Genomic DNA, 20050 nt, shown 5'->3' with positions numbered 1-20050 from the left:
AACGCGGGAGACCAGCGCATCCAAAACCGTTCGGGATACGCGCAGTGCCGGGCAGTGGGTCCAAGACTCACTCCTGCTCACTGATTAGGAACGGTACCCGAGCCGCCCCTCCGCGGCCCGCGGCCCGCACCGGGACAGGCCGCTTGCGTTCGTCCTGTTCAGCGGCACGGCGTTCCGCCATGATGAAGCGTCAGCACCCGGCCCTCTCCCCGTTCCTGAGTCTGTCCCGGAGAACCGCGCAGTAGCGGCCGCTCGCCGCGAGGAAGCCGGGCCCGGCGTGATCCGAACGAGAGGCCCCAGGAGCCGCCCCGTGTTCTATTACGTGCTCAAATACGTCATCCTCGGGCCGCTGCTACGGCTGTTCTTCCGGCCCAGGATCGAGGGCCTGGAACACATTCCGAAGGACGGCGCGGCCATCGTCGCCGGGAACCATCTGTCGTTCTCCGACCATTTCCTGATGCCCGCGATCCTCAAACGGCGCATCACGTTCCTCGCCAAGGCCGAGTACTTCACCGGACCGGGCGTGAAGGGGCGGCTGACAGCTGCCTTCTTCCGCAGCATCGGGCAGATTCCGGTGGACCGGTCCGGCAAGGACGCGGGGAAGGCGGCGATCCGTGAAGGGCTCGGGGTTCTGGCCAGGGGCGAGTTGCTGGGGATCTATCCGGAGGGCACCCGCTCGCACGACGGACGGCTCTACAAGGGCAAGGTCGGCGTGGCCGTGATGGCGATCACCGCGCAGGTGCCGGTGGTGCCGTGCGCGATGGTCGGTACGTTCGAGATCCAGCCGCCGGGACAGGTCGTCCCGCGGATCAGACGGGTCACCATCCGCTTCGGCGAACCGTTGGACTTCTCGCGCTACGTCGGTCTGGAGAACCAGAAGGCAGCGATCCGGGCCGTCACCGACGAGATCATGTACGCGATCCTCGGCCTCTCCGGACAGGAGTACGTCGACGAGTACGCAGCCAAGGTGAAGGCCGCACAGGACGGGCAGGACGCGAAGCCGAAGAAGTTCCCGAAGCTGCGACGCCGAGGGCGAATCCGCGCTCGGTGAACTCCGCTGGTCCGGGCTCCGGCCTCGGCCTAGCGTGCTTCTCATGAGCAAGGGAAACGCATGGGTTCTGGGAGCGACGGGACAGATCGGGCGGGCCGCCGTGCAGGCGCTCGTCGAGGACGGCTGGGAGGTGACGGCCGCTTCGCGGGGCGGCGGGCGGGACGCGGGGTGGGACGACGCGGTGCGCGCGACGGCTCTCGACCGGGACGCCGACGGGGCGCTCGCGACGGCACTGGGTGAGGGCTGTGACGTACTGGTCGACATGGTGGCCTACGGCGGGGGCCACGCCCGTCAGTTGACCGGTCTCGCGGACCGGATCGGTTCGGCGGTGGTCATCTCCAGCGGTGCGGTGTACGAGGACGATCGGGGCCGCGGCTTCGACACCCAGGACGAACCCGACGGGTCTCCGCGATACCCCGTGCCGATCCCGGAGACCCAGCGCACCGTGGCGGCCGGCGACGCCACCTACGGAACCCGGAAGATACAACTGGAGCAGGATCTGCTGGCGGCGGGGGATGCGCTGCCGGTGACGCTGTTGCGGGCCGGCGCGATTCACGGGGTGCACTGCCGGTCGCCGCGCGAGCTGTACTTCGTGAAGCGGCTTCTGGACGGCCGCGGGCGGCGGGTGCTCTCGTACGGCGGGACGTCCAGGTTCCACCCGGTCCATGTCTCCAATCTGGCCGAGCTGATCCGGCTCGCGGCCGGCCGGCCCGGTTCGCGGGTGCTCAACGCCGGGGACCCGCAGGCACCGACGGTCACGGAGATCGGCGAGGCCGTCGACGCGGTGTTCGGCCGGAGGACCGAGACCGTGCTGATGGCGGGCGCGCCCGGTGAGGACGGCGTCGGCTCGACGCCGTGGAGCGCCGCCCATCCCATCGTGTACGACATGACGGCCGCGGAGCAGGAACTCGGGTACCGGCCGGTGACGGGTTATGCGGAGTCGCTTCCGGCGACGGTCGAGTGGATCTGCGCACAGCTGGAGGGAAGGGACTGGAGGGAGGCCTATCCCGTCATGCTGCGGGCGTACGGGGAGAAGCTCTTCGACTACGCGGCGGAGGACGCCTGGCTGGCGACGTACGACCGGAAGGCATGAGACGGACCCCGCACACGGGAACGGGCGGCCGGAGGTTCGAGACCACCGGCCGCCCGCGTCCGTCGGCTGTGACCGCTACGGCTTCGGCGTGGCGTGCGGGGCGCACGTCACGTCGTCGCGGTCGGTCCTGCCCGTGAGCAGGTAGGTGTCCACCCGCTCGTTGATGCAGGGGTTGACCAGACCGGTGACGCCGTGCGAACCGGCGTCCCGCTCCGTGATGAGGCGCGAGCCCTTGAAGCGCTTGTGCAGTTCGACGGCGCCTTCGTACGGGGTGGCGGCGTCATGCGTGGACTGCACGATCAGCACCGGCGGCAGGCCCTTGCCGGTCTTCACGTTCAGCGGGGTCTGCTGCTTCGCCGACCAGGTCGCACAGGGCAGGTTCATCCAGGCGTTGGCCCAGGTCATGAACGGGTATTCCTTGTGCAGCCGGCTGTTGTCGCGGTCCCACTTCTGCCAGCTGGTGGGCCACTTGGCGTCCGTGCACTCGACCGCCGTGTACACGGCGTTGCCGTTCTCCGAGGAGATGTTCCCGGCGGTGTCGGACATGTCCGGGCCCGCCGCGTCGACCAGAGCCTGGGTGTCGCCGCCCAGGTAGTCGCTCCAGATCCGGGCGACGGGCGCCCAGGAGGAGTCGTAGTACGGCGCGCTCTGGAAGAAACCGATGAGCTCGGCGGGGCCGACGACGCCGCCGATCGGGTTCTTCTTCGCGGCGGCGCGCAGCTCCAGCCACGCCTGCTCGACCTTCGCGGGGGTGTTGCCGATGTGGAAGACGGAGTCGTTCTTGGCGACCCATGCCTTCCAGTCGTCCCAGCGCCCCTGGAAGGCGATGTCCTGGTTCAGGTTGGCCTGGTACCAGATGTTGTCCTTGGCCGGGTTGACGACACTGTCGACCACCATGCGGCGGACGTGGGTCGGGAAGAGCGTGCCGTAGACCGCTCCCAGGTAGGTGCCGTAGGAGACGCCCAGGTAGTTGAGCTTCTCCTCACCGAGAGCGGCGCGGATGACATCCAGGTCGCGGGCGGTGTTCGGTGTGGTCATGTGCGGCAGCATGTCGCCGCTGCGCTGGGCGCAACCGTCCGCGTATTCGGCGGCGAGCTTGCGCTGGGCGCGCTTGTCGGCCTCGGAGTCGGGTACGGGGTCGGCCTTGGGTGCCTTGACGAACTCCTGGGGATCGACGCAGGAGATCGGCGCGGAGTGGCCGACGCCGCGAGGGTCGAAGCCGACGAAGTCGTACGCCTTCGCCGTGTTCGCCCAGAGCGGGTTCTTGTTGGTGATCCGGGTGGGGAACCGCATCCCCGAACCGCCGGGGCCGCCCGGGTTGTACAGCAGGGCGCCCTGTCGCTCGTCCTTCGTACCGGTGCTGACGTGCCGGTCGACGGCGAGCTTGATCTGCTTGCCGTCGGGCCTGGCGTAGTCGAGTGGCACGGTCACCCAGCCGCACTGGATCGGCTTGGCCAGGGCCCAGTCGGCCGGACAGTCCTTCCAGTCGATGCCGGACCTGGCCGCCCGTGCCGCGGCGACCTGTACGCCACGCGCCTCGGAACCGTTGTGATGACGGCCTTCGGCCGTGGCCGCCGGTGCGGTCACCGCGCCCGCTATGAGCGTGCCCGCGATCAGAGCGCCGGCCGAGCCGAGCACTGCTGTGCGTCTCAAGTGGAACCTCCCCCACATCTGAAGCGCCGCCGGTGGCGGCGCGTTTCATTACGTGACCTCCCGCGGATCCTGTCGTCTGTGAGGTTCCTGAGAACAGGCCGTACGCACACTTCTTTACCGAATCGATAACCGGACACCCGTGTCCCGCTGAGCGGTGTTCACCCCGCTGAGGCACCGAATACGTCGTTCATCGCGCTGTCCAGGGCGCCGCGCCACAGACGAGCGTCGGGAGCGAGGGCCGTCACCAGCACGGCCGGTCCGGCGAGCGGGGTGAGGACGGCAGTCGCTCCAGCAGGCGCACTTCGGGGCATTTGTCGTCGAACGACTGGTCGACGAGCAGAAGTTGACCGACAGCACGGTGCCCGCGCAGGGCGGCCGGACCGTCCCAGCCGCCGGGCGCTCCTGGACCGTACGCCGTCTGCTGGTCGATCAGCGGACGGCCGGCGCGGTACACGGTGAGACGGGGCTGGTGAGGGTGTCGCTGCTCTCGCCGTGGCGGCCGAGGACCTGCTCGTCGCGCAGCACCAACCGTGCGGTGGGGGCGAGTTCGACCCGTGTAGTCATCCCCAGGGAGCTGCCACTCGGCCGCGATGGTGGACAGCCGGATCCGCAACTCGGCGAAGGCGAGATCCTCGGGCACGGCCGGGTTGAGGTGGTGACAGAACATCAGCATGTCGAGGTGTTCCTCGACGCTGATGACGGTGTGCGGCCGGGTCGAGCTGGGCAGGACGTACGGCTGGGAGACAGTTTTTCCGGCGCGTTAACTGAGGGCTGCCTCGTAGCCCCTGGCGGGCGCACGACGACAGCCTCGGCACCTCGCCGCGCTGTCGGCACGTCCGCATACATCCAGTACGCGGACGTCCCTGCGCCTTGCGATGCACCGCATCCGACGCCGCAGTCGGCGAGGCAGCGCCTTCGGCGCGAGCCTCCTGCCATCGCGCGGCCATCGCTCCTCCCCGGCACGTGGGGATCGTGGCCACGTCCGGCCACCCTCCACGGCCTCCACGCACCACGGACCTCGGCCGACGCTCAGCGGCCCGGCTCCTCAGACCCCCGGTGCTCCGCCGCGATACCGAAGCGCCGCCGCTCGCCGGGAGCGGACACCGAGGAGCCGATCGAGGAGACGGAGCTGATCACCTGCTCCTCCGCGGCCGCCTCATCGTTCTCCAGTCGCTCCAGGTCAGCGGCCGATACGAGCGCCACGAGCGGCTTGCCGTGCCGCGTCACGACCACTCGCTCACCGCCGTAGACGACGCGGTTGATCAGTTCGGCGAGCTCAGCTCGGGCTTGCGTCACCGGAATCTCGTAGGCCATGCTCCTAGCTTATGTAATGTCCACCTGGTCCGCCGTGGTCCGTGGTGACAGCGATTATCCAGGTCAGAGGCTCTCGCGTGCTCCCGTGCGCTCTCGTTGTGAGAGATGTGTGAGACGACGCGAGACGAAAAGTTTTCTGGTCGCCCTGAATCCTGGCGGGTCTCAGCGGGGATCGACGCCTCACATGACGCGATCGGGCTGGTACAGCCAGACGTCCTGGCCGTGAGGTCTCCCGGCCGGCCCGAAGCGTCGGCGGGCGGCTCACTCCGAGACCGACATACCGCGCGCACAGCCTCGGTCCGGTCCCACAAGCCGCGCGTCCCGGGCCCGCCGCCGTCGCCGCGTGTGCCCTGTTCTCCCGAAGCTGCCGCGAAGCCAGGGTCGCAAGGCCAAGTAGGTCGTTGCCCAAGAGTCGGTAGCGAACCAGGTCGATGCTGCGCCGGTGCTCGCGCACAGCGTGCACGTCGTAGCGCGTGAAGTCGCCGGCGATACAGATCAGCCGCGGTCCGGTCCACAGCACCTGGGCCGCAGCCGTTCCCCCGAGCCGGTCGCGGACCAGGTGCTCGAACTCCGCCCGGTGGTCCATCAGCCACGCGAGATAGAACAAGCCCTGGTTGAAATCACGTTCTCTGAACCGGCCCGGAGAGGCTGGCCGGCCCTTCGCGCTTCCCGGCGCCTGTCCCGGAAGACCCCCGGCGGTCTGAAGGGCGGCGAAGTCGGTGTGCGTCGCGGTGACGGTGTCGCCGGTGGCGGTCTCCACCGGGCCGGCTGGGCCAACCTCGCCAGCGCCCGACGCACACACGCTCAACCCGAGGCTGTCCTGGCCCTTCACAGCATCCCTTGATCAGAACAGACCAACAGGACTCTCCCCGTGGGCCCTGGGAGCAGAGGGCCGGCGGCGCCTCGGGCGTGGCGAGAGTGGGCCATTCGGGTGAACCCGTCGCAGGCATCTTGTCTGCATCTGACGGCTTTGGCGTACTGGTGAGGACACACCGGCAGAGGACGCCCACCTCATGCCAGAAAAAAGCAGAGGACTGGGCCTACCAGTTCTGCGTGCCCTGCGGGGCGGCGGCACTGATTGCGGTCCCCTGTCGGCTCGGTGAGCCGGGGCGACCGCGTTCCCACGACGGCAATGCCCATGCCGCCTGGTTGGGGGCAGCTGCTCCTCCGGTGCCGGCGCGCACCTCGCAGCGGTCCGTTGCCGCGCTTCGGCACGCCCTCGGGCTGTTCCGCGTCGCCGTGTGGCGCCCCCGGGGCGGGCCCGTGCGGACCGGCTCGTAGGGGGCACCAGCAGGCCTGCCGTGCCCACGCCCTCCGCACCCGCGCCACGCCGCGCCCTTCCCGGCCGGGGCCCGCGCGAATCGCCAAGCGTCCGTGTCCGGCCTGATGGAGCGTCATGTCCACTGCTCATGTCCCTGGCTCCGGCCCCTTCGGTGGGTCCCGCCCTCCGCACTGTCTTCGCCATCCCGACGATCGCCGACGGGCCGCGCCACCGGTGCCCTGCCCGCGCGCCGGCACGAGGGCGGTGCGGCGGACCGTCACCCGTCGCATGCGCGCCGACATGGCCGCAGGCCGGGTCGGCCGACTCTGTACGCGCAGGTTACCGGGGGACACGAGTGCGGCGGGGAGGGCGTCATGAGCGTGTACCCGAGCCAGGGACCGTACAGCGGCGGCACCCAAGTGGTCGTCGTCGGCCGCAACTTCCTGGGCGCGACCGCGGTGTTCTTCGGCGCCCGGGCGGCCCTGGCGTTCACCGTCCTGGACGACCGGACCATCGTCGCGGTGACGCCCGCGGGCAACGACACCGTGCAGGTCGCCGTCACCACACCCGGCGGCACCGCCCCGGTGGGCGCCTTCTCCTACCTGCGTTGGCCGATGCTGTGCGGCCTCGTTCCCACCACCGGCCCGCTCGCCGGGGGCGGGACCGTGACCCTGACCGGGACGGGCCTCAGCACGGTGAGCAGCGTCCACTTCGGCAGCGCGGCAGAGTTCCCCACCGCCCTGTCCGACCAGCAGTTGCTCGTCACCGCTCCCCCCGCGGCGGTGCCCGGCACCGTGGCCGTGTACGCGATCGCGACCGGCGGCGTCAGCAACCGGCTGGCGTACACGTACGCGGCCGCTCCGCAGGTCACCTCGGTCACTCCCGCCGACGGGCCGGTCGCCGGCGCGACGACGATCGTCATTCGGGGCACCGGGCTGAGCACGGCCACCGGCGTCACCGTCGGAGGGATCGCCGCCCCCTCGTTCCGTTCGAACTCCGACGCGCTGATCCTCGCCGTGACGCCACCGGGTGTGGCCGGGCCCGCCACGGTCGCGGTCACCACTCCCGGCGGCACCGCCGCGCTGCCGGACGCCTTCTCCTACCTGGCGGCCTCGGTCACGGCGCTGACCTCCGAGCCCGATCCGTCCGTCTCCGGTCAGCCGGTCGTGTTCACCGCGACCGTGACGGCGACCCCGCTCACCGCGGGCACGCCGAGCGGGACCGTCACCGTCGACTTCGGCGACGGGACACCGTCGGTGACGGCGCCGCTGGTGGAGGGCACGGCCACGGTCACGCACGCCTACGCCGACCCGTCGGGCAGCCCGTACACCGTCACCGCCGCCTACAGCGGCGACGACCTGTGCTATCCGTCGTCCGACACGGTCACCCATACGGTGCAGCCAGCGGCGACGACGGTCACCGTCGCACCGACGCCCGACCCGTCCGCGGCCGGCGAGCCCGTCACCTTCGTGGCGAGGGTCGTCCCGGTCGCGCCGGGCGCCGGCACGGTCACCGGCACCGTGACGTTCGACTTCGGTGACAGCACCGCCCCGGTGACCATTGCGGTGTCCGGGGCGGTCGCCTCCGCGACGCACGCCTTCGCCGGTACCGCCGGCAGCCCGTACACCGTCACCGCCGCCTACGGGGGCGACACCGGCTTCGCCCCCGCCACGGGGACGGCCGCCCAGAGTGTGGCGCCGGCCGACAGCTCCACGCTGGTGAGCCTTACGCCCACGCCCTCCGCCACGGGCGAGCCGGTGACCGTGACCGCCTCGGTGGCCGCGGTGGCGCCGGGGGGCGGCACACCGACGGGCGCGGTGACCTTCGACTTCGGCGACGGCACCGCTGCGGTGACCGCGCCGCTCACCGCCGGTGTCGCCACCACCACGCACGCCTTCGGCGGCACCGTCGGCAGCCCCTTCACGGTCAGCGCGACCTACGGCGGCGACGCCGACATCGCGCCCTCCGTGGGCACGGGCAGTCAGACCGTCCAGGCCGCCGCGACCACCACCGCGCTGACCGCCGCGCCCGACCCGGCGGTCGTCGGCGAGCAGGTCACCTTCACCGCAAGCATGACCACGACCCCGCCCGGCACCGGAACCCCACCGGGCACCGTCACCTTCGACTTCGGCGACGGCACCCCACCCGTCACCGCCACGCTCTCCGGCGGCGTCGCCACCACGACGCACACGTACAGCAGCACCGCCGACAGCCCGTTCACCGTCACCGCGAGCTACGGCGGCTCCCCCGACCACACCACCTCTCAGGACACCGGCAGTCAGACCGTCCAGCCCGCCGCCTCCACGACCGCCCTGACCGCCGCGCCCGACCCGGCGGTCGTCGGCGAGCAGGTCACCTTCACCGCAAGCGTGACCACGACCCCGCCCGGCACCGGAACCCCACCGGGCACCGTCACCTTCGACTTCGGCGACGGCACCCCACCCGTCACCGCGACACTCACCGACGGTGTCGCCACCACCACGCACGCCTTCACCCAGGCGGCCGCCACTCCGTACCCCGTCACCGCCACCTACAACGGCTCCCCCGACTACACGACCTCCCAGGACAACGGCGGTCAGGCCGTCCAGCCCGCCGCGACCACCACCACGGTCGCCGCCGCACCCGACCCGGCAAGTGTCGGCCAGACAACGACGTTCGTCGCGCGGGTCACCCCGCGGGCGCCGGCGTCCGGTTCGCCCTCCGGCACAGTGACGTTCGGCTTCAGCGACGGGACCGGCCCGCTCACGGCACCCGTGGTCGGCGGCACCCCGACCGTGACCCGTACGAGTCCCGGCGTCGCGGACAGCCCGACCACGGTGACCGCGGCCTACAGCGGCGACTTTGACTTCACGGCCTCCACGGGCTCGGGCACCTACGCGGTCGCTCAGGGGATGACGACCACGGAGGTGAGCGCCGCTCCGGAACCGTCGGTGACCGATGAGCAGGTCACCTTCACCGCGACCGTGACCGCGCTCCCGCCCGCGACCGGCACCCCCACCGGCACCGTGACGTTCGACTTCGGCGACGGCACCACGCCGGTCAGCGCCGGTCTCGTCGGCGGCACCGCGACGACCGTGCACACGTACACCGTCGCGGCGGCCGTCCCGTACAGCGTGAGTGTGACGTACGGCGGGGACACCGACTTCACCGCCTCCACCGGCGCGGCCACGCACACGGTCACCCCGGCCGGAACCACGACCACCGTCACCGTCTCCCCGGACCCGTCGGTGACCGGCGAGCCGGTGACCGTCACGGTCGTGCCGGCCGGCACCGGGAGCACCGTCCCGACCGGCACGGTGACCGTCGACTTCGGCGACGGCTCCCCCGCCGCCACCGTCCTGCTGGTGGCGGGCACGGCGACGGTCGTCCACGCGTACATCGGCACGGCCGGGAGCCCGTACACCGTCACCGCGGACTACAGCGGCGACACCGACTTCGCCCCGTCGCAGGGCACCGCCGTCCAGACCGTCACCGCCGCGGGCACCACGACCTCGGTCGCCGCGAGCGCGGAACCCTCGGCGACGGGCCAGACCGTGACGCTGATCGCGCGTGTGGCCACCGTCCCGCCGGGCAGCGGTGCTCCCGGAGGGACGGTGACCTTCGACTTCGGCGACGGCACCGCGCCGGCCACCGCCGCCCTGACCGGCGGTACGGCGAGCGTCACCCACGCCTACACCGGCACCGAGGGCAGCCCGTACACCGTCACCGCCGCCTACAGCGGCAACACCGACTTCGCACCCTCCACCACAACCGGCACCCACGCGGTGGCCGCCTCCGTGTCCGCCACCGCGACCACGGTCACCGCCGCGCCGGAGGCGTCCACCAGCGGCCAGGAGGTCACCTTCACCGCCTCGGTGGCCGCCGTCCCGCCGGCCTCCGGCACCCCCACCGGGACGGTGACCTTCGACTTCGGCGACGGAAGCACGCCCGTGGCCGCCACGCTGAGCAGCGGCACGGCCGGCGTCACCCACACGTACGCCACCGCGGCCGGGAGCCCGTACACCGTGACCGCGGTGTACGGCGGCGACGCCGACTTCGCCGGTTCGACCGGCATCGAGACCCACGGCGTCTCGCCTGCCGCCTCGACGACGGCGCTGGTCACCGCCCCGGCCGCCGCTCTGACCGGCCAACCCGTCACCTTCACCGCGACCGTCACCGGCGGCGGGGACACGCCCACCGGCACGGTGACGTTCGACTTCGGCGACGGCACACCCGTGGTGACCGTGCCCGTCACCGGCGGCGCCGCCGCCACCGTGCACGCCTACGCCCACAGCGCCGGCAGCCCGTACGCGGTCACCGCCGCGTACAGCGGCGACGCGGGTGTCACCGGTTCCACGGCCACCGGTACGCAGACCGTGACCGCGGCGGCGTCGTCCACCGCGATCGTCGCGTCGCCTCAACCGTCCGTCGTCGGGCAGGAGTTCACGTTCACCGCCACGGTGGGAGTCCTGCCGCCCGCGTCGGGCACGCCGACGGGCACGGTGACGTTCGACTTCGGCGACGGCACGCCCGCGGTGACGGTGCCCGTGTCCGGCGGCGTGGCCGTCGGCACACACACGTACACCGACACGACGGGCAGCCCGTACACCGTCAGCGCCGCCTACAGCGGCGACAGCGACATCGCCGCATCCAGCGGCGCGATCAGCCACACCGTCGGCCGGGCCGGGACGACGACGAGCGCTGCCGTGTCGCCGGACCCGTCCGTCGTCGGCGAGCCGGTCATCGTCACCGCGACCGTCACGCCGGTCGCGCCGGGGGCCTGGGTGCCCGACGGCACCGTGACGTTCGACTTCGGCGACGGCACCGCGCCGCTGACCGCTCCCCTCGTGGGCGGCGCCGCGACGGTCGCCCACCCCTACGCCGCCACGACCGGGAGCCCCTACGTCATCACCTCCGCATACGGCGGGAGCACCCAGTACACCGGCTCGCTCGGGACGGCCACCCAGACCGTCGGGCAAGTGGGGACCACCACGGCGGTGTCCGCCTCGGCAGATCCGTCCGCGGTCGGGCAGCCGGTGACCGTCACCGCGACGGTGGCCCCCGCCGGGCCCGGCCCCGGCCTCCCGACGGGCACCGTCACCTTCGACTTCGGCGACGGCAGCCCGCCGGTACCGGGGCCGCTCAACGGGGGCACCGCCACCGCCGAGCACACCTACGACGGCCAGCCGGTCGGCAACTGGACCGTCGGCGCGGCCTACGGCGGCGACGGCGACTTCACCGCCTCGGCGGGCACCGCCACGCAGACGGTGCGCCGGGCCATGACCGCGCTGGCCGTCGCGTCGTCCGCCGATCCTTCCGTGACCGGGCAGCCGGTGACCTTCACCGCCACGGCGGTACCCCTGGCGCCGGGCGACGGCGCCCCCACGGGCACGGTGACCTTCGACTTCGGCGACGGCACCGGCCCGGTCACGGCGCCCCTTGTCGGCGGGACCGCCGAGGCCACCCACACGTACACCGACGCCGACGTGTCGGGCACCCCGTACGGCGTCACCGCCGCCTACGGCGGGGACACCGGTTTCAGGCCCTCGAACGGCGCCCTCACCCAGACCGTGGCCCGGGCCGACACGGTCACGGCCGTGACCACATCGCCGGACCTGTCCGTCGCCGGCCAGCCGGTGACCGTCACCGCGACGGTCTCCCCCGCCGCGCCGGGCGCCGGGACCCCGTCCGGCACCGTCACCTTCGACTTCGGCGACGGTGCCCCCGCGCTGACCGTGCCCATGGCCGACGGCACGGCCGTGGCCACTCATGTCTACCTGGGGACGGGGGGCAGTCCGTACACCGTCACCGCGGCCTACGGCGGGGACACCGATTTCGCACCCTCCACAGGAACCGGCACCCACACCACGGGACAGGCCGTCACGGTCACCGCGCTGAGCGAGCTGCCGGACCCCTCGGTGCCCGGGCAGCCGGTGACGTTCACCGCCGTGGTGTCGGCTGCGGCGCCGGGCGCGGGCGTGCCCACGGGCAGCGTGACGTTCGACTTCGGCGACGGCAGCGTGCCCGTGGCGGTGTCGCCGGCCGGCGGCACCGCCACGGTCGAGCACACGTACTCCGCCGGGACCGGTGGCAGCCTTTACACGCTCACCGCCGCCTACGACGGGGACGACGACTTCGCCGCTTCGGCGGCCACGGCGACGCACACCTTGCTGCGGGCCCGGACCGAGGTGACCATCACATCCTCGGACGAGCCTTCCGTGGCCGGAGAGGCGGTGGCCTTCACCGCTGCGGCGGCTGTGATCGCGCCCGGCGACGGCACCCCCACGGGCACGGTGACCTTCGACTTCGGCGACGGCACGCCCGCGGTGACGGTGCCCGTGTCCGGCGGCGTGGCCCTCGGCACGCACACCTACACCGACGCGGCCGGCACCCCGTACGCCGTCACCGCCACCTACAACGGGGACACCGGTTTCCGGCCGTCCACCGGCGTGCTCGCCCAGACCGTGGGCCGGGCCGGAACGGCCACGAGCGTGACCACGTCGCCGGACCCCTCCGTCGCGGGCCAGTCGGTGACCCTCACCGCGACGGTGGCCGCGATCGCGCCGGGCGTCGGCACCCCGACCGGCACGGTGACGTTCGACTTCGGCGACGGCACCCCCGCGGTGACCGCCACCCTGAGCGGTGGAACCGCCACCGCGACCCACCCGTACGCCGGGACCACGGGCAGCTCGTACTCGATCACCGCCACCTTCGACGGGGACGCCGATTTCGCACCCTCCACCGGAACCGCCACCCACACCACGGGACAGGCCGCCACGACCACCACCGTGACGACCTCCCCCGATCCCTCCACGCCGGGGGAGCAGGTGACCGTCATCGCCCGGGTCGGCCCTGTCGCGCCGGGCGCCGGCACGCCGACAGGCAGCGTCACCTTCGATTTCGGCGACGCGACGCCGACCGTGAGCGCGCCGCTGTCCGGTGGCGTCGCCACCTCCACCCACACCTTCGCCGACGTCTCCGTCACTCCGTACGACGTGACCGCCGCCTACAGCGGCGACGCCGACTTCACGGCCTCGTCCGGCACCGACGCGCAGACCATCACCGCCGACGCGGTCTCCACCACGACCACGGTGACCTCCGCGCCGAACCCTTCGGTGACGGGCCAGACGGTGAGCTTCACCGCCACTGTGGCCGCGACGGCCTCGGGAGCGGGGGTGCCCACGGGCGGCGTGACGTTCGACTTCGGCGACGGCACGCCGCCCGTGACCGCCGCCGTGAACGGCGCGGTCGCCACCGCCCAGCACACGTACACCGGCCCGGCCGACAGGACGTTCTCCGTCACCGCCGCCTACAGCGGCGACGCCACGTTCAGTTACTCCACGGGCACCACGGTCCAGACCGTGGACAAAGCGCCGGCCACCGCGACCGTGACCACCTCGCCGGACCCGTCCGTGGCCGGCCAACCCGTGACGATCAACGCCACGGTGACGCCCGCCGGTGCCGGCGCGGGAGTGCCGACCGGCACGGTGACGTTCGGCTTCGGCGACGGCACGCCGTCCGCGTCCGCGCCGCTCACGAACGGCGTGGCCCGGCTCACCCATACGTACGCGCACACAGCGGGCAGCCCGTACCCGGTGGCCGCCTCCTACAACGGTGACGGCGACTTCACCCCGGCCGGCGCCGCGACGACCCAGACGGTGACCGCGGCGCTCGCGACGGTGGCCCTGGCCTCGTCACCCGATCCGTCGGTGGTGGGCCAACCGGTCACCCTCACGGCGACCGTCGCCTCCGTCGCTCCGGGCGCCGGCACCCCCACCGGCACCCTCACCTTCACCTTCGGCGACGGCACCGCACCCATGACCGCCACACTGACCGGCGGCATCGCAACCGCCCAGCACGCATACGACGCTACGGGGCCGTACACGGTGGCCGCCGCCTACAGCGGGGACACCGACTTCGCCGCCGCGGCCGATACGGACACCCAGACCGTCAGCCGGGCCACGACGACCACGGCTCTCGTCTCCTCCCCGGACCCGTCGGTGGTGGGCCAACCGGTCACCTTCACCGCGACCGTCGCCCCCGTCGCTCCGGGCGCCGGAACCCCCACCGGCACCCTCACCTTCACCTTCGGCGACGGCACCGCGACCGCCTCGGCACCCCTCGTCAACGGGGTCGCCACCACGCAGCACACCTACAGCGCGGCCGGGCCGTACACCGTCACCGCCGCCTACGGCAACGACAGCAACTTCCGTTCCTCCAGCGGCACCGACACGCAGACCGTCAACCAGACCACGACCACCACGGCTCTCACCTCGTCCCCGGACCCGTCGGTGGTGGGCCAAGCGGTCACCTTCACCGCGACCGTCGCCCCCGTCGCCCCGGGCGCCGGAACCCCCACCGGCACCCTCACCTTCACCTTCGGCGACGGCACCGCAACCGCCTCGGCACCCCTGATCAACGGGGTCGCCACGCTCACCCATACGTATGCGACGCGCTCCGGCAGCCCCTTCACCGTCACCGCCGCCTACAACGGCTCCCCCGACTACGCACCCTCCACCGGCACCGACACCCAAACGGTCAACCAGGCCACGACCACCACCACCGTCGCCACCACGCCGGACCCCTCGGTGATCGGCCAGCCCGTCACCCTCACCGCGACCGTCGCCCCCGTCGCCCCGGGCGCCGGAACCCCCACCGGCACCCTCACCTTCACCTTCGGCGACGGCACCGCAACCGCCTCGGCACCCCTCGTCAACGGGGTCGCCACGCTCACCCATACGTATGCGACGCGCTCCGGCAGCCCCTTCACCGTCACCGCCGCCTACAACGGCTCCCCCGACTACGCACCCTCCACCGGCACCGACACCCAAACCCTCAACCGGGCAACGACGAAGACGGCGCTCACCTCGTCCCCCGACCCGTCCGTGGTGGGCCAACCCGTCACCTTCACCGCGACCGTGGCCCCGGCGACACCCGCCACGGGAACCCCCACGGGCACGGTCACCTTCACATGGGGCGACGGAACCGCCAGTGCTTCGGCGCCGCTCGTCAACGGGGTCGCCACACTCACCCATACGTATGCGACGCGCTCCGGCAGCCCCTTCACCATCACCGCGGCATACGGCGGCGACACCAGCTACACGATCTCCAGCGGCACCGACACGCAAACGGTCAACCGGGCCACGACCACCACCACCGTCGCCACCACGCCGGACCCCTCGGTGATCGGCCAGCAGGTGACCATCACCGCCGCGGTGACCGCCGCGGCCCCGGCGTCCGGCACGCCGACCGGCACCGTGACGTTCAGCTTCGGGAACGGCACCGCACCCGTCACCGCCGTGCTGTCGAACGGGGTGGCCACGGCCACGACCACGTACACCGGCACGACCGGCAGCCCGTTCTCGATCACGGCCGCCTACGGCGGTGACACGGGCTACGCGCCCTCCACCGGCACCGACACCCAGACCGTCAGCGGCGCGGCGACCACCACCGCGGTGACCACGTCCCCCAATCCCTCACGGCCGGGAACCAAAATCACCGCCACCGCCACGGTGGCCTCCGTCCCCCCGGCCACCGGCACCCCCACCGGATACGTCACGCTCGTCCTCGCCGACCGCCAGACCCACGTCCTGCAGCTGACAGGCGGCATCGCCACCACGACCTTCACCCCCGTCAACGCTGGCACCTACCTGGTCACCGCGACCTACTCCGGTACCGGTACCTTCGCACCCTCCACGGGAACGACCACCCAGATCGTCGACCAGCCGCCTAACGGCCTCCCCCGCGATTGAGATCTGGGTGTGCTGGTCCGGCGGTTCGGCTGGTGGATGATTCAGCAGGCCGCCGTGCTGACGGGCACGAGTTCGGTGCTTGTCCTGCGCCGGGTGGCGCGTTTGGCTGCGCGGTCGGAGACGAGCCCGGGGATGGCTCGGTGGGTGTCGCCGTAGGTTTCGCGGCGTCCGGTATACCGCTGGTGCGGGCGTGGGCGCAGCAAGGGGCCACGGCATCGGACGGTGTCAGCTCTGGCGGATGAGCTCGCGCTGGACGGGGACGTACGCAAGCAGCTCGTCGAATTGGCGCGCGAGGGCCGGTTGCGGGATCACTGGACGCGTCCGGGCGGGCTGTGTGAACTCCCCAGGTCGGTCGAGGACTTCACCGGTCGTATGGCGGAACTGGTGTGGATGAGCGAGCTGGTGTACGCCGAGAGTTCACCGGGGGTCGGCGTGGTGGGACTCATCACCGGATCCGCGGGCCTGGGAAAGACCACGTTCGTCGTCCGTGCCGCGCATGCCGTGCGCCCGAGTTTCCCTGACGGGATCTTCTTCGTCGACCTGTTCGGTATGTCCCAGCGACCGCTGGCCACCCAGGATGGCAGGTGCGCCCGCTGCTTCCCGGCGGCGGCGCGGGCCGGGCGCTGATCACCACCCGGCGGCTGCTGGCCGGCTTGGAAGGGGTTCGCCGACTCGTGCTGGGGCCCCTGCCGTTGCCGGAGGCCACCGGGATGCTGACCGGGATCCTGGGAGAACGCGCCGTGTCGACGCCCTGGAAGGGGCCGTCTCCGAACCGGCCTGGCGGACCAGGCCGTCCTGGTACCTGGTCGCCACCGACGACCACATGATCCCGCCGCCCGCCCAGCGCGCCATGTCCGAGCGCGCCAAGACCACTGTCACCGAGACGCCTGGCAGCCACGCCGTCTACGTTTCCCGGCCAGCCGTCGTTCGCATTCAACGGGAACACCCATGCCCACGGTGGCGGTGCATCGACTGCGATCGTGGCTCGTTGCGAACACCGCCGATCGATCGACCAGCCAGGCTGCGGCAATCGGGTCAGCGAGGTCGAGGCCTCGCCGGATTTCGGCTCAGTGGCCAGCGACCTACTCCTTACGAGCTGTCAGCAGTGAGGAAATGGTGGACGGCCGAGATGACGACGGAACCTTCGCCGACGGCGGAGGCGACGCGTTTGACGGACCCGGCTCGAACGTCGCCGACTGCGAAGACGCCGGGCAGACTGGTCTCCAGTCCGCACAGGCCGGCCTCCATGAGGGTGGCGGCGTAGTGGATGCCGTTGCCCTCGAACCGGGCCAGGCCAGACAGGTCCAGTCGTCGGTAGCGCGCGCCGGTGGCCACGACGACCGTCCTGGCCCGCAAGCGGTCGCCGTCCTCCAGCGTGATCGTGTAGGGCCGTCGGCCGCAGTCCAGCCCCACCACCAGGCGGGGCAGCACGATGCGGGCGCCGAACTTCTGCGCTTGGACCTGGGCGCGCCCGGCCAGTGCCTGGCCGCTCACCCCGATGGGGAACCCCAGATAGTTCTCGATCATGGAGGAGGTGCCGGCCTGGCCGCCCGGCGCCTCTGCCTCCAGTACCACGGTGTGCAGTCCTTCGGAGGCGGCGTAGACCGCGGCAGCCAGTCCGGCCGGGCCGGCGCCGACAATGGCAAGGTCGTACACCGCGGTCGGGTCCAGTTCCTCGGCGAGTCCAAGGTGTTGTGCCAGTTCCCGGTTGGTGGGGTTCTCCAGGAACCGGTCCGGCCGGTAGACCACCACCGGCCAGGTCCTGCGGCCGTCAAGGCCGTAGCGGCTCAGCAGCTCGCGGGCGGCTGGGCCGCCGGCAGGGTCGATGGCGGCGACCGGGTAGCCGTTGCTCTCGAGGAAACGCAGCACCCGCAGGGTGTCGGCGGTGGTGGGCGGGCCGGCGACCAGCACGGTGGCCTGACCGTGCTGGATCAGGCCGAGGCGGCGCAGGATGAGGGCGCGCATCACGGTCTCGCAGATGTCTGGTTCCGCGGCCAGCAGGCGACGGAACTGCGGGTGGTGCAGGCGCACCACTTGTCCGTCCTCGCCCATCCGGCCGTTGACCAGGGTCTTGCGGTCGTTGAACAGGTCCAGCTCGCCGGTGAACTGGTGGGGTCCGTGCACCGTGATGACCTGGCATGTGCCGTCCGGGGCCTCGTGGTAGATCTCGATGTTGCCTTCCAGGACGAGGAAGAAGTCCGTGCTCCGGTCCCCGCGCCGGAACAGCGCGGTTCCGCCGCGGAGGTCCTCGACCTGTCCGAAGCTGCGGGTGCGGGCCACCTGCTCGTCGGTGAGCTGCGGGAAAGTCTGCGCCATCCGCCGATAGGGATCTGTGGTGTCCGCGCCGGGCTCGGCCGGTATCCCGATGCCGCTGCTCGTACTCATCAGCCCACCACCGCTCCCGTGGAACCGACCTTTGCCTCTCTTGGCCGGCACCAGGCCGAATCCGCTGCCAGGACCTCTTCAGTGTCCCACCGCGCCCCCGCGAAGCGACCGAGTTCATAAGTGCCCGGACGGCTGCTACCCGCCCGGACCCGCAGCACCACCGGTCATACGAAGAGAGGCACATCATGTGCGGTGCCGGTTGAAAGGAGCAACGATGGAGGTGCGCACTGCGAAGGAGATGAGTCATGTCCGAGAACCGCGGCATTCCCGGCATCGACCCCTCGGTGCCCCCAAGTGGAGACGGCTGCGTCGAGTGTCTGGCCGGTGACGCCCCCGGCTGGTGGTTCCACCTGCGCCGCTGTGCCGCCTGCGGCCACATCGGCTGCTGCGACTCCTCCCCGGCCCAGCACGCCACCCGTCACGCACGCCAGGAAGGACACCCGTTCCTCGCCAGCTTCGAACCCGATGAGGACTGGTTGTGGAACGTCGAAACCGAGCAGTTCTACACCGGCCCCGGCCTGGCCCCGCCCGCCAACCACCCCACCACCCAGTCCGTCCCGGGACCGCAAGGGCGCGTACCGGGGGACTGGCAACGACACCTCCACTGATCCACCGGTTAGCCGCTGATGCCCATGGAAGCTGAGCTGCTCTGCGCCCGACGCCAGAGCCTGTCCGGCGCGTCTCGCCTGGCTCGCAACAGAGGCGGCACGATGTCGTCGAGGATCTCCTCGACGACATCGTCGGCTGGAGCGCCCCACAACACCAGTCGGGTATTTCCCCGACGACTCGCGCTCCTATGCCACCCACGGCTGGTGGCACGACGCCCAGTTCGTGATCTGGCTGCCCGGCCGGTGGAACGGCGGATGACAACGATCTCCTCGCGACCGGCTTCGCGGACGGGTACCAGTTTCTGTGGCCGTACCACCAAGCGGCCTACTGGGGACTGCCCCAGAAGATCTTCCGTGAGGAGTTCGACCCGTCGTACGACCACAAGTGCCCGGGGGCTTCGGCTGACTGGACGACCGAGGAGATCTTCGCTGCCTGCCCCTCCGACGCCGCGTACGACTACGCCTCCCGCCCCGCCTCCGTCCACCGCGCCGTGGCGAAGGTCGCGCTGACCGGGCGGATCGGCAAGCCCGTGATCACGTTGCATGGTGATCTGGAGTCGTTGCTGCCTATCACCACCGACTCGGATATGTACAAGCGGATGGTCGATGACCAGGGCCGCGGCCGACTGCACCGCTATTACACCGTCGAGAACGGCACCCACACCGACGGCCTCTACGACACCTGTCCGGACAAGCTGCATCCGATCCTGCCCTGCTACCGCTCGGCGTTCACGGCCCTCACGGCTCGGGTGGAGTACCGCACGGCCCCACCCGCGGACCGTGCGATCCGCAGGCCCGCGAGCGGTGATGTGGGCAGTTCCTGCGCGCTGAACTGCAGCGCGGTATCGGCTGTCGCTCAGATGGCCGACGCCGCCGGACCGGACGACGATGGGGCAAGTGGCTACCGTGGGCGGACCCGGGCCCTCACGGTGGCCGCGGTCTTCAGGGGACATT

The 20050-nt window shown here is 71.6% G+C and carries 8 protein-coding genes and 4 pseudogenes; 7 read left to right on the top strand and 5 right to left on the bottom strand.

The window, feature by feature from the left end; translation table 11 throughout:
* Positions 1–310: 310 nt before the first annotated feature.
* Complete coding sequence (locus ACF1B9_RS33740; RefSeq protein ID WP_391745328.1) at positions 311–1051, top strand: lysophospholipid acyltransferase family protein; 741 nt, start codon at positions 311–313, stop codon at positions 1049–1051.
* Positions 1052–1094: 43 nt separating this feature from the next.
* A complete protein-coding gene (locus tag ACF1B9_RS33735; RefSeq protein WP_391745326.1) occupies positions 1095–2144 on the top strand; it encodes an NAD-dependent epimerase/dehydratase family protein in 1050 nt (349 codons plus the stop codon).
* Positions 2145–2219: 75 nt separating this feature from the next.
* On the opposite strand, the gene ACF1B9_RS33730 is transcribed toward ACF1B9_RS33735, so the two are convergent.
* From ACF1B9_RS33730 to ACF1B9_RS33715, 4 genes and pseudogenes are all read right to left on the bottom strand, one after another.
* On the bottom strand, positions 2220–3815 hold the full coding sequence (locus ACF1B9_RS33730) for an alpha/beta hydrolase (RefSeq protein ID WP_391745325.1): 1596 nt from the start codon (positions 3813–3815) through the stop codon (positions 2220–2222).
* A 140-nt stretch (positions 3816–3955) separates the two neighbouring features.
* A pseudogene (locus ACF1B9_RS33725) lies at positions 3956–4376 on the bottom strand (urease accessory protein UreD); the annotation flags it as partial.
* Between the two features lie 450 nt (positions 4377–4826).
* Positions 4827–5111 carry a type II toxin-antitoxin system Phd/YefM family antitoxin gene (locus tag ACF1B9_RS33720; protein ID WP_391745323.1) on the bottom strand — a complete coding sequence of 95 codons (285 nt, stop codon included), beginning with the start codon at positions 5109–5111 and terminating at the stop codon, positions 4827–4829.
* A 370-nt stretch (positions 5112–5481) separates the two neighbouring features.
* Positions 5482–5697: pseudogene (locus ACF1B9_RS33715) on the bottom strand (transporter); the annotation flags it as partial.
* A 1049-nt stretch (positions 5698–6746) separates the two neighbouring features.
* Here ACF1B9_RS33715 and ACF1B9_RS33710 point away from each other — a divergent pair.
* The 3 genes and pseudogenes from ACF1B9_RS33710 to ACF1B9_RS33700 all read left to right on the top strand — a co-directional run.
* Positions 6747–16103, top strand: a complete 9357-nt coding sequence (locus ACF1B9_RS33710) for an Ig-like domain repeat protein (RefSeq protein ID WP_391745321.1) — start codon at positions 6747–6749, stop codon at positions 16101–16103.
* A 222-nt stretch (positions 16104–16325) separates the two neighbouring features.
* Positions 16326–16730, top strand: a complete 405-nt coding sequence (locus ACF1B9_RS33705) for a hypothetical protein (protein WP_391745320.1) — start codon at positions 16326–16328, stop codon at positions 16728–16730.
* A pseudogene (locus tag ACF1B9_RS33700) lies at positions 16681–17031 on the top strand (alpha/beta fold hydrolase); the annotation flags it as partial. The gene ACF1B9_RS33705 and the pseudogene ACF1B9_RS33700, both read left to right, overlap by 50 nt.
* A 161-nt stretch (positions 17032–17192) precedes the next feature.
* Here the strand turns inward: ACF1B9_RS33700 and ACF1B9_RS33695 are convergent.
* Positions 17193–18488, bottom strand: coding sequence for an FAD-dependent oxidoreductase (locus tag ACF1B9_RS33695; RefSeq protein ID WP_391745318.1), 1296 nt, complete (start codon positions 18486–18488; stop codon positions 17193–17195).
* Positions 18489–18733: 245 nt separating this feature from the next.
* On the opposite strand from ACF1B9_RS33695, the gene ACF1B9_RS33690 reads away from it, so the two are divergent.
* Together ACF1B9_RS33690 and ACF1B9_RS33685 are read left to right on the top strand one after the other, a co-directional pair.
* Positions 18734–19096: a UBP-type zinc finger domain-containing protein gene (locus ACF1B9_RS33690; protein ID WP_391745316.1), complete on the top strand. Its 363-nt coding sequence runs from the start codon at positions 18734–18736 to the stop codon at positions 19094–19096.
* A gap of 245 nt (positions 19097–19341) precedes the next feature.
* Positions 19342–19956 (top strand): annotated as a pseudogene (locus ACF1B9_RS33685) (3-hydroxybutyrate oligomer hydrolase family protein); the annotation flags it as partial.
* Between the last annotated feature and the right edge of the window lie 94 nt (positions 19957–20050).

It is taken from the genome of Streptomyces sp. NPDC014727 (genome assembly GCF_043083485.1).
In the GTDB taxonomy this organism is placed as follows: domain Bacteria; phylum Actinomycetota; class Actinomycetes; order Streptomycetales; family Streptomycetaceae; genus Streptomyces.
This window is presented reverse-complemented; position numbering and strand designations above follow the sequence as displayed.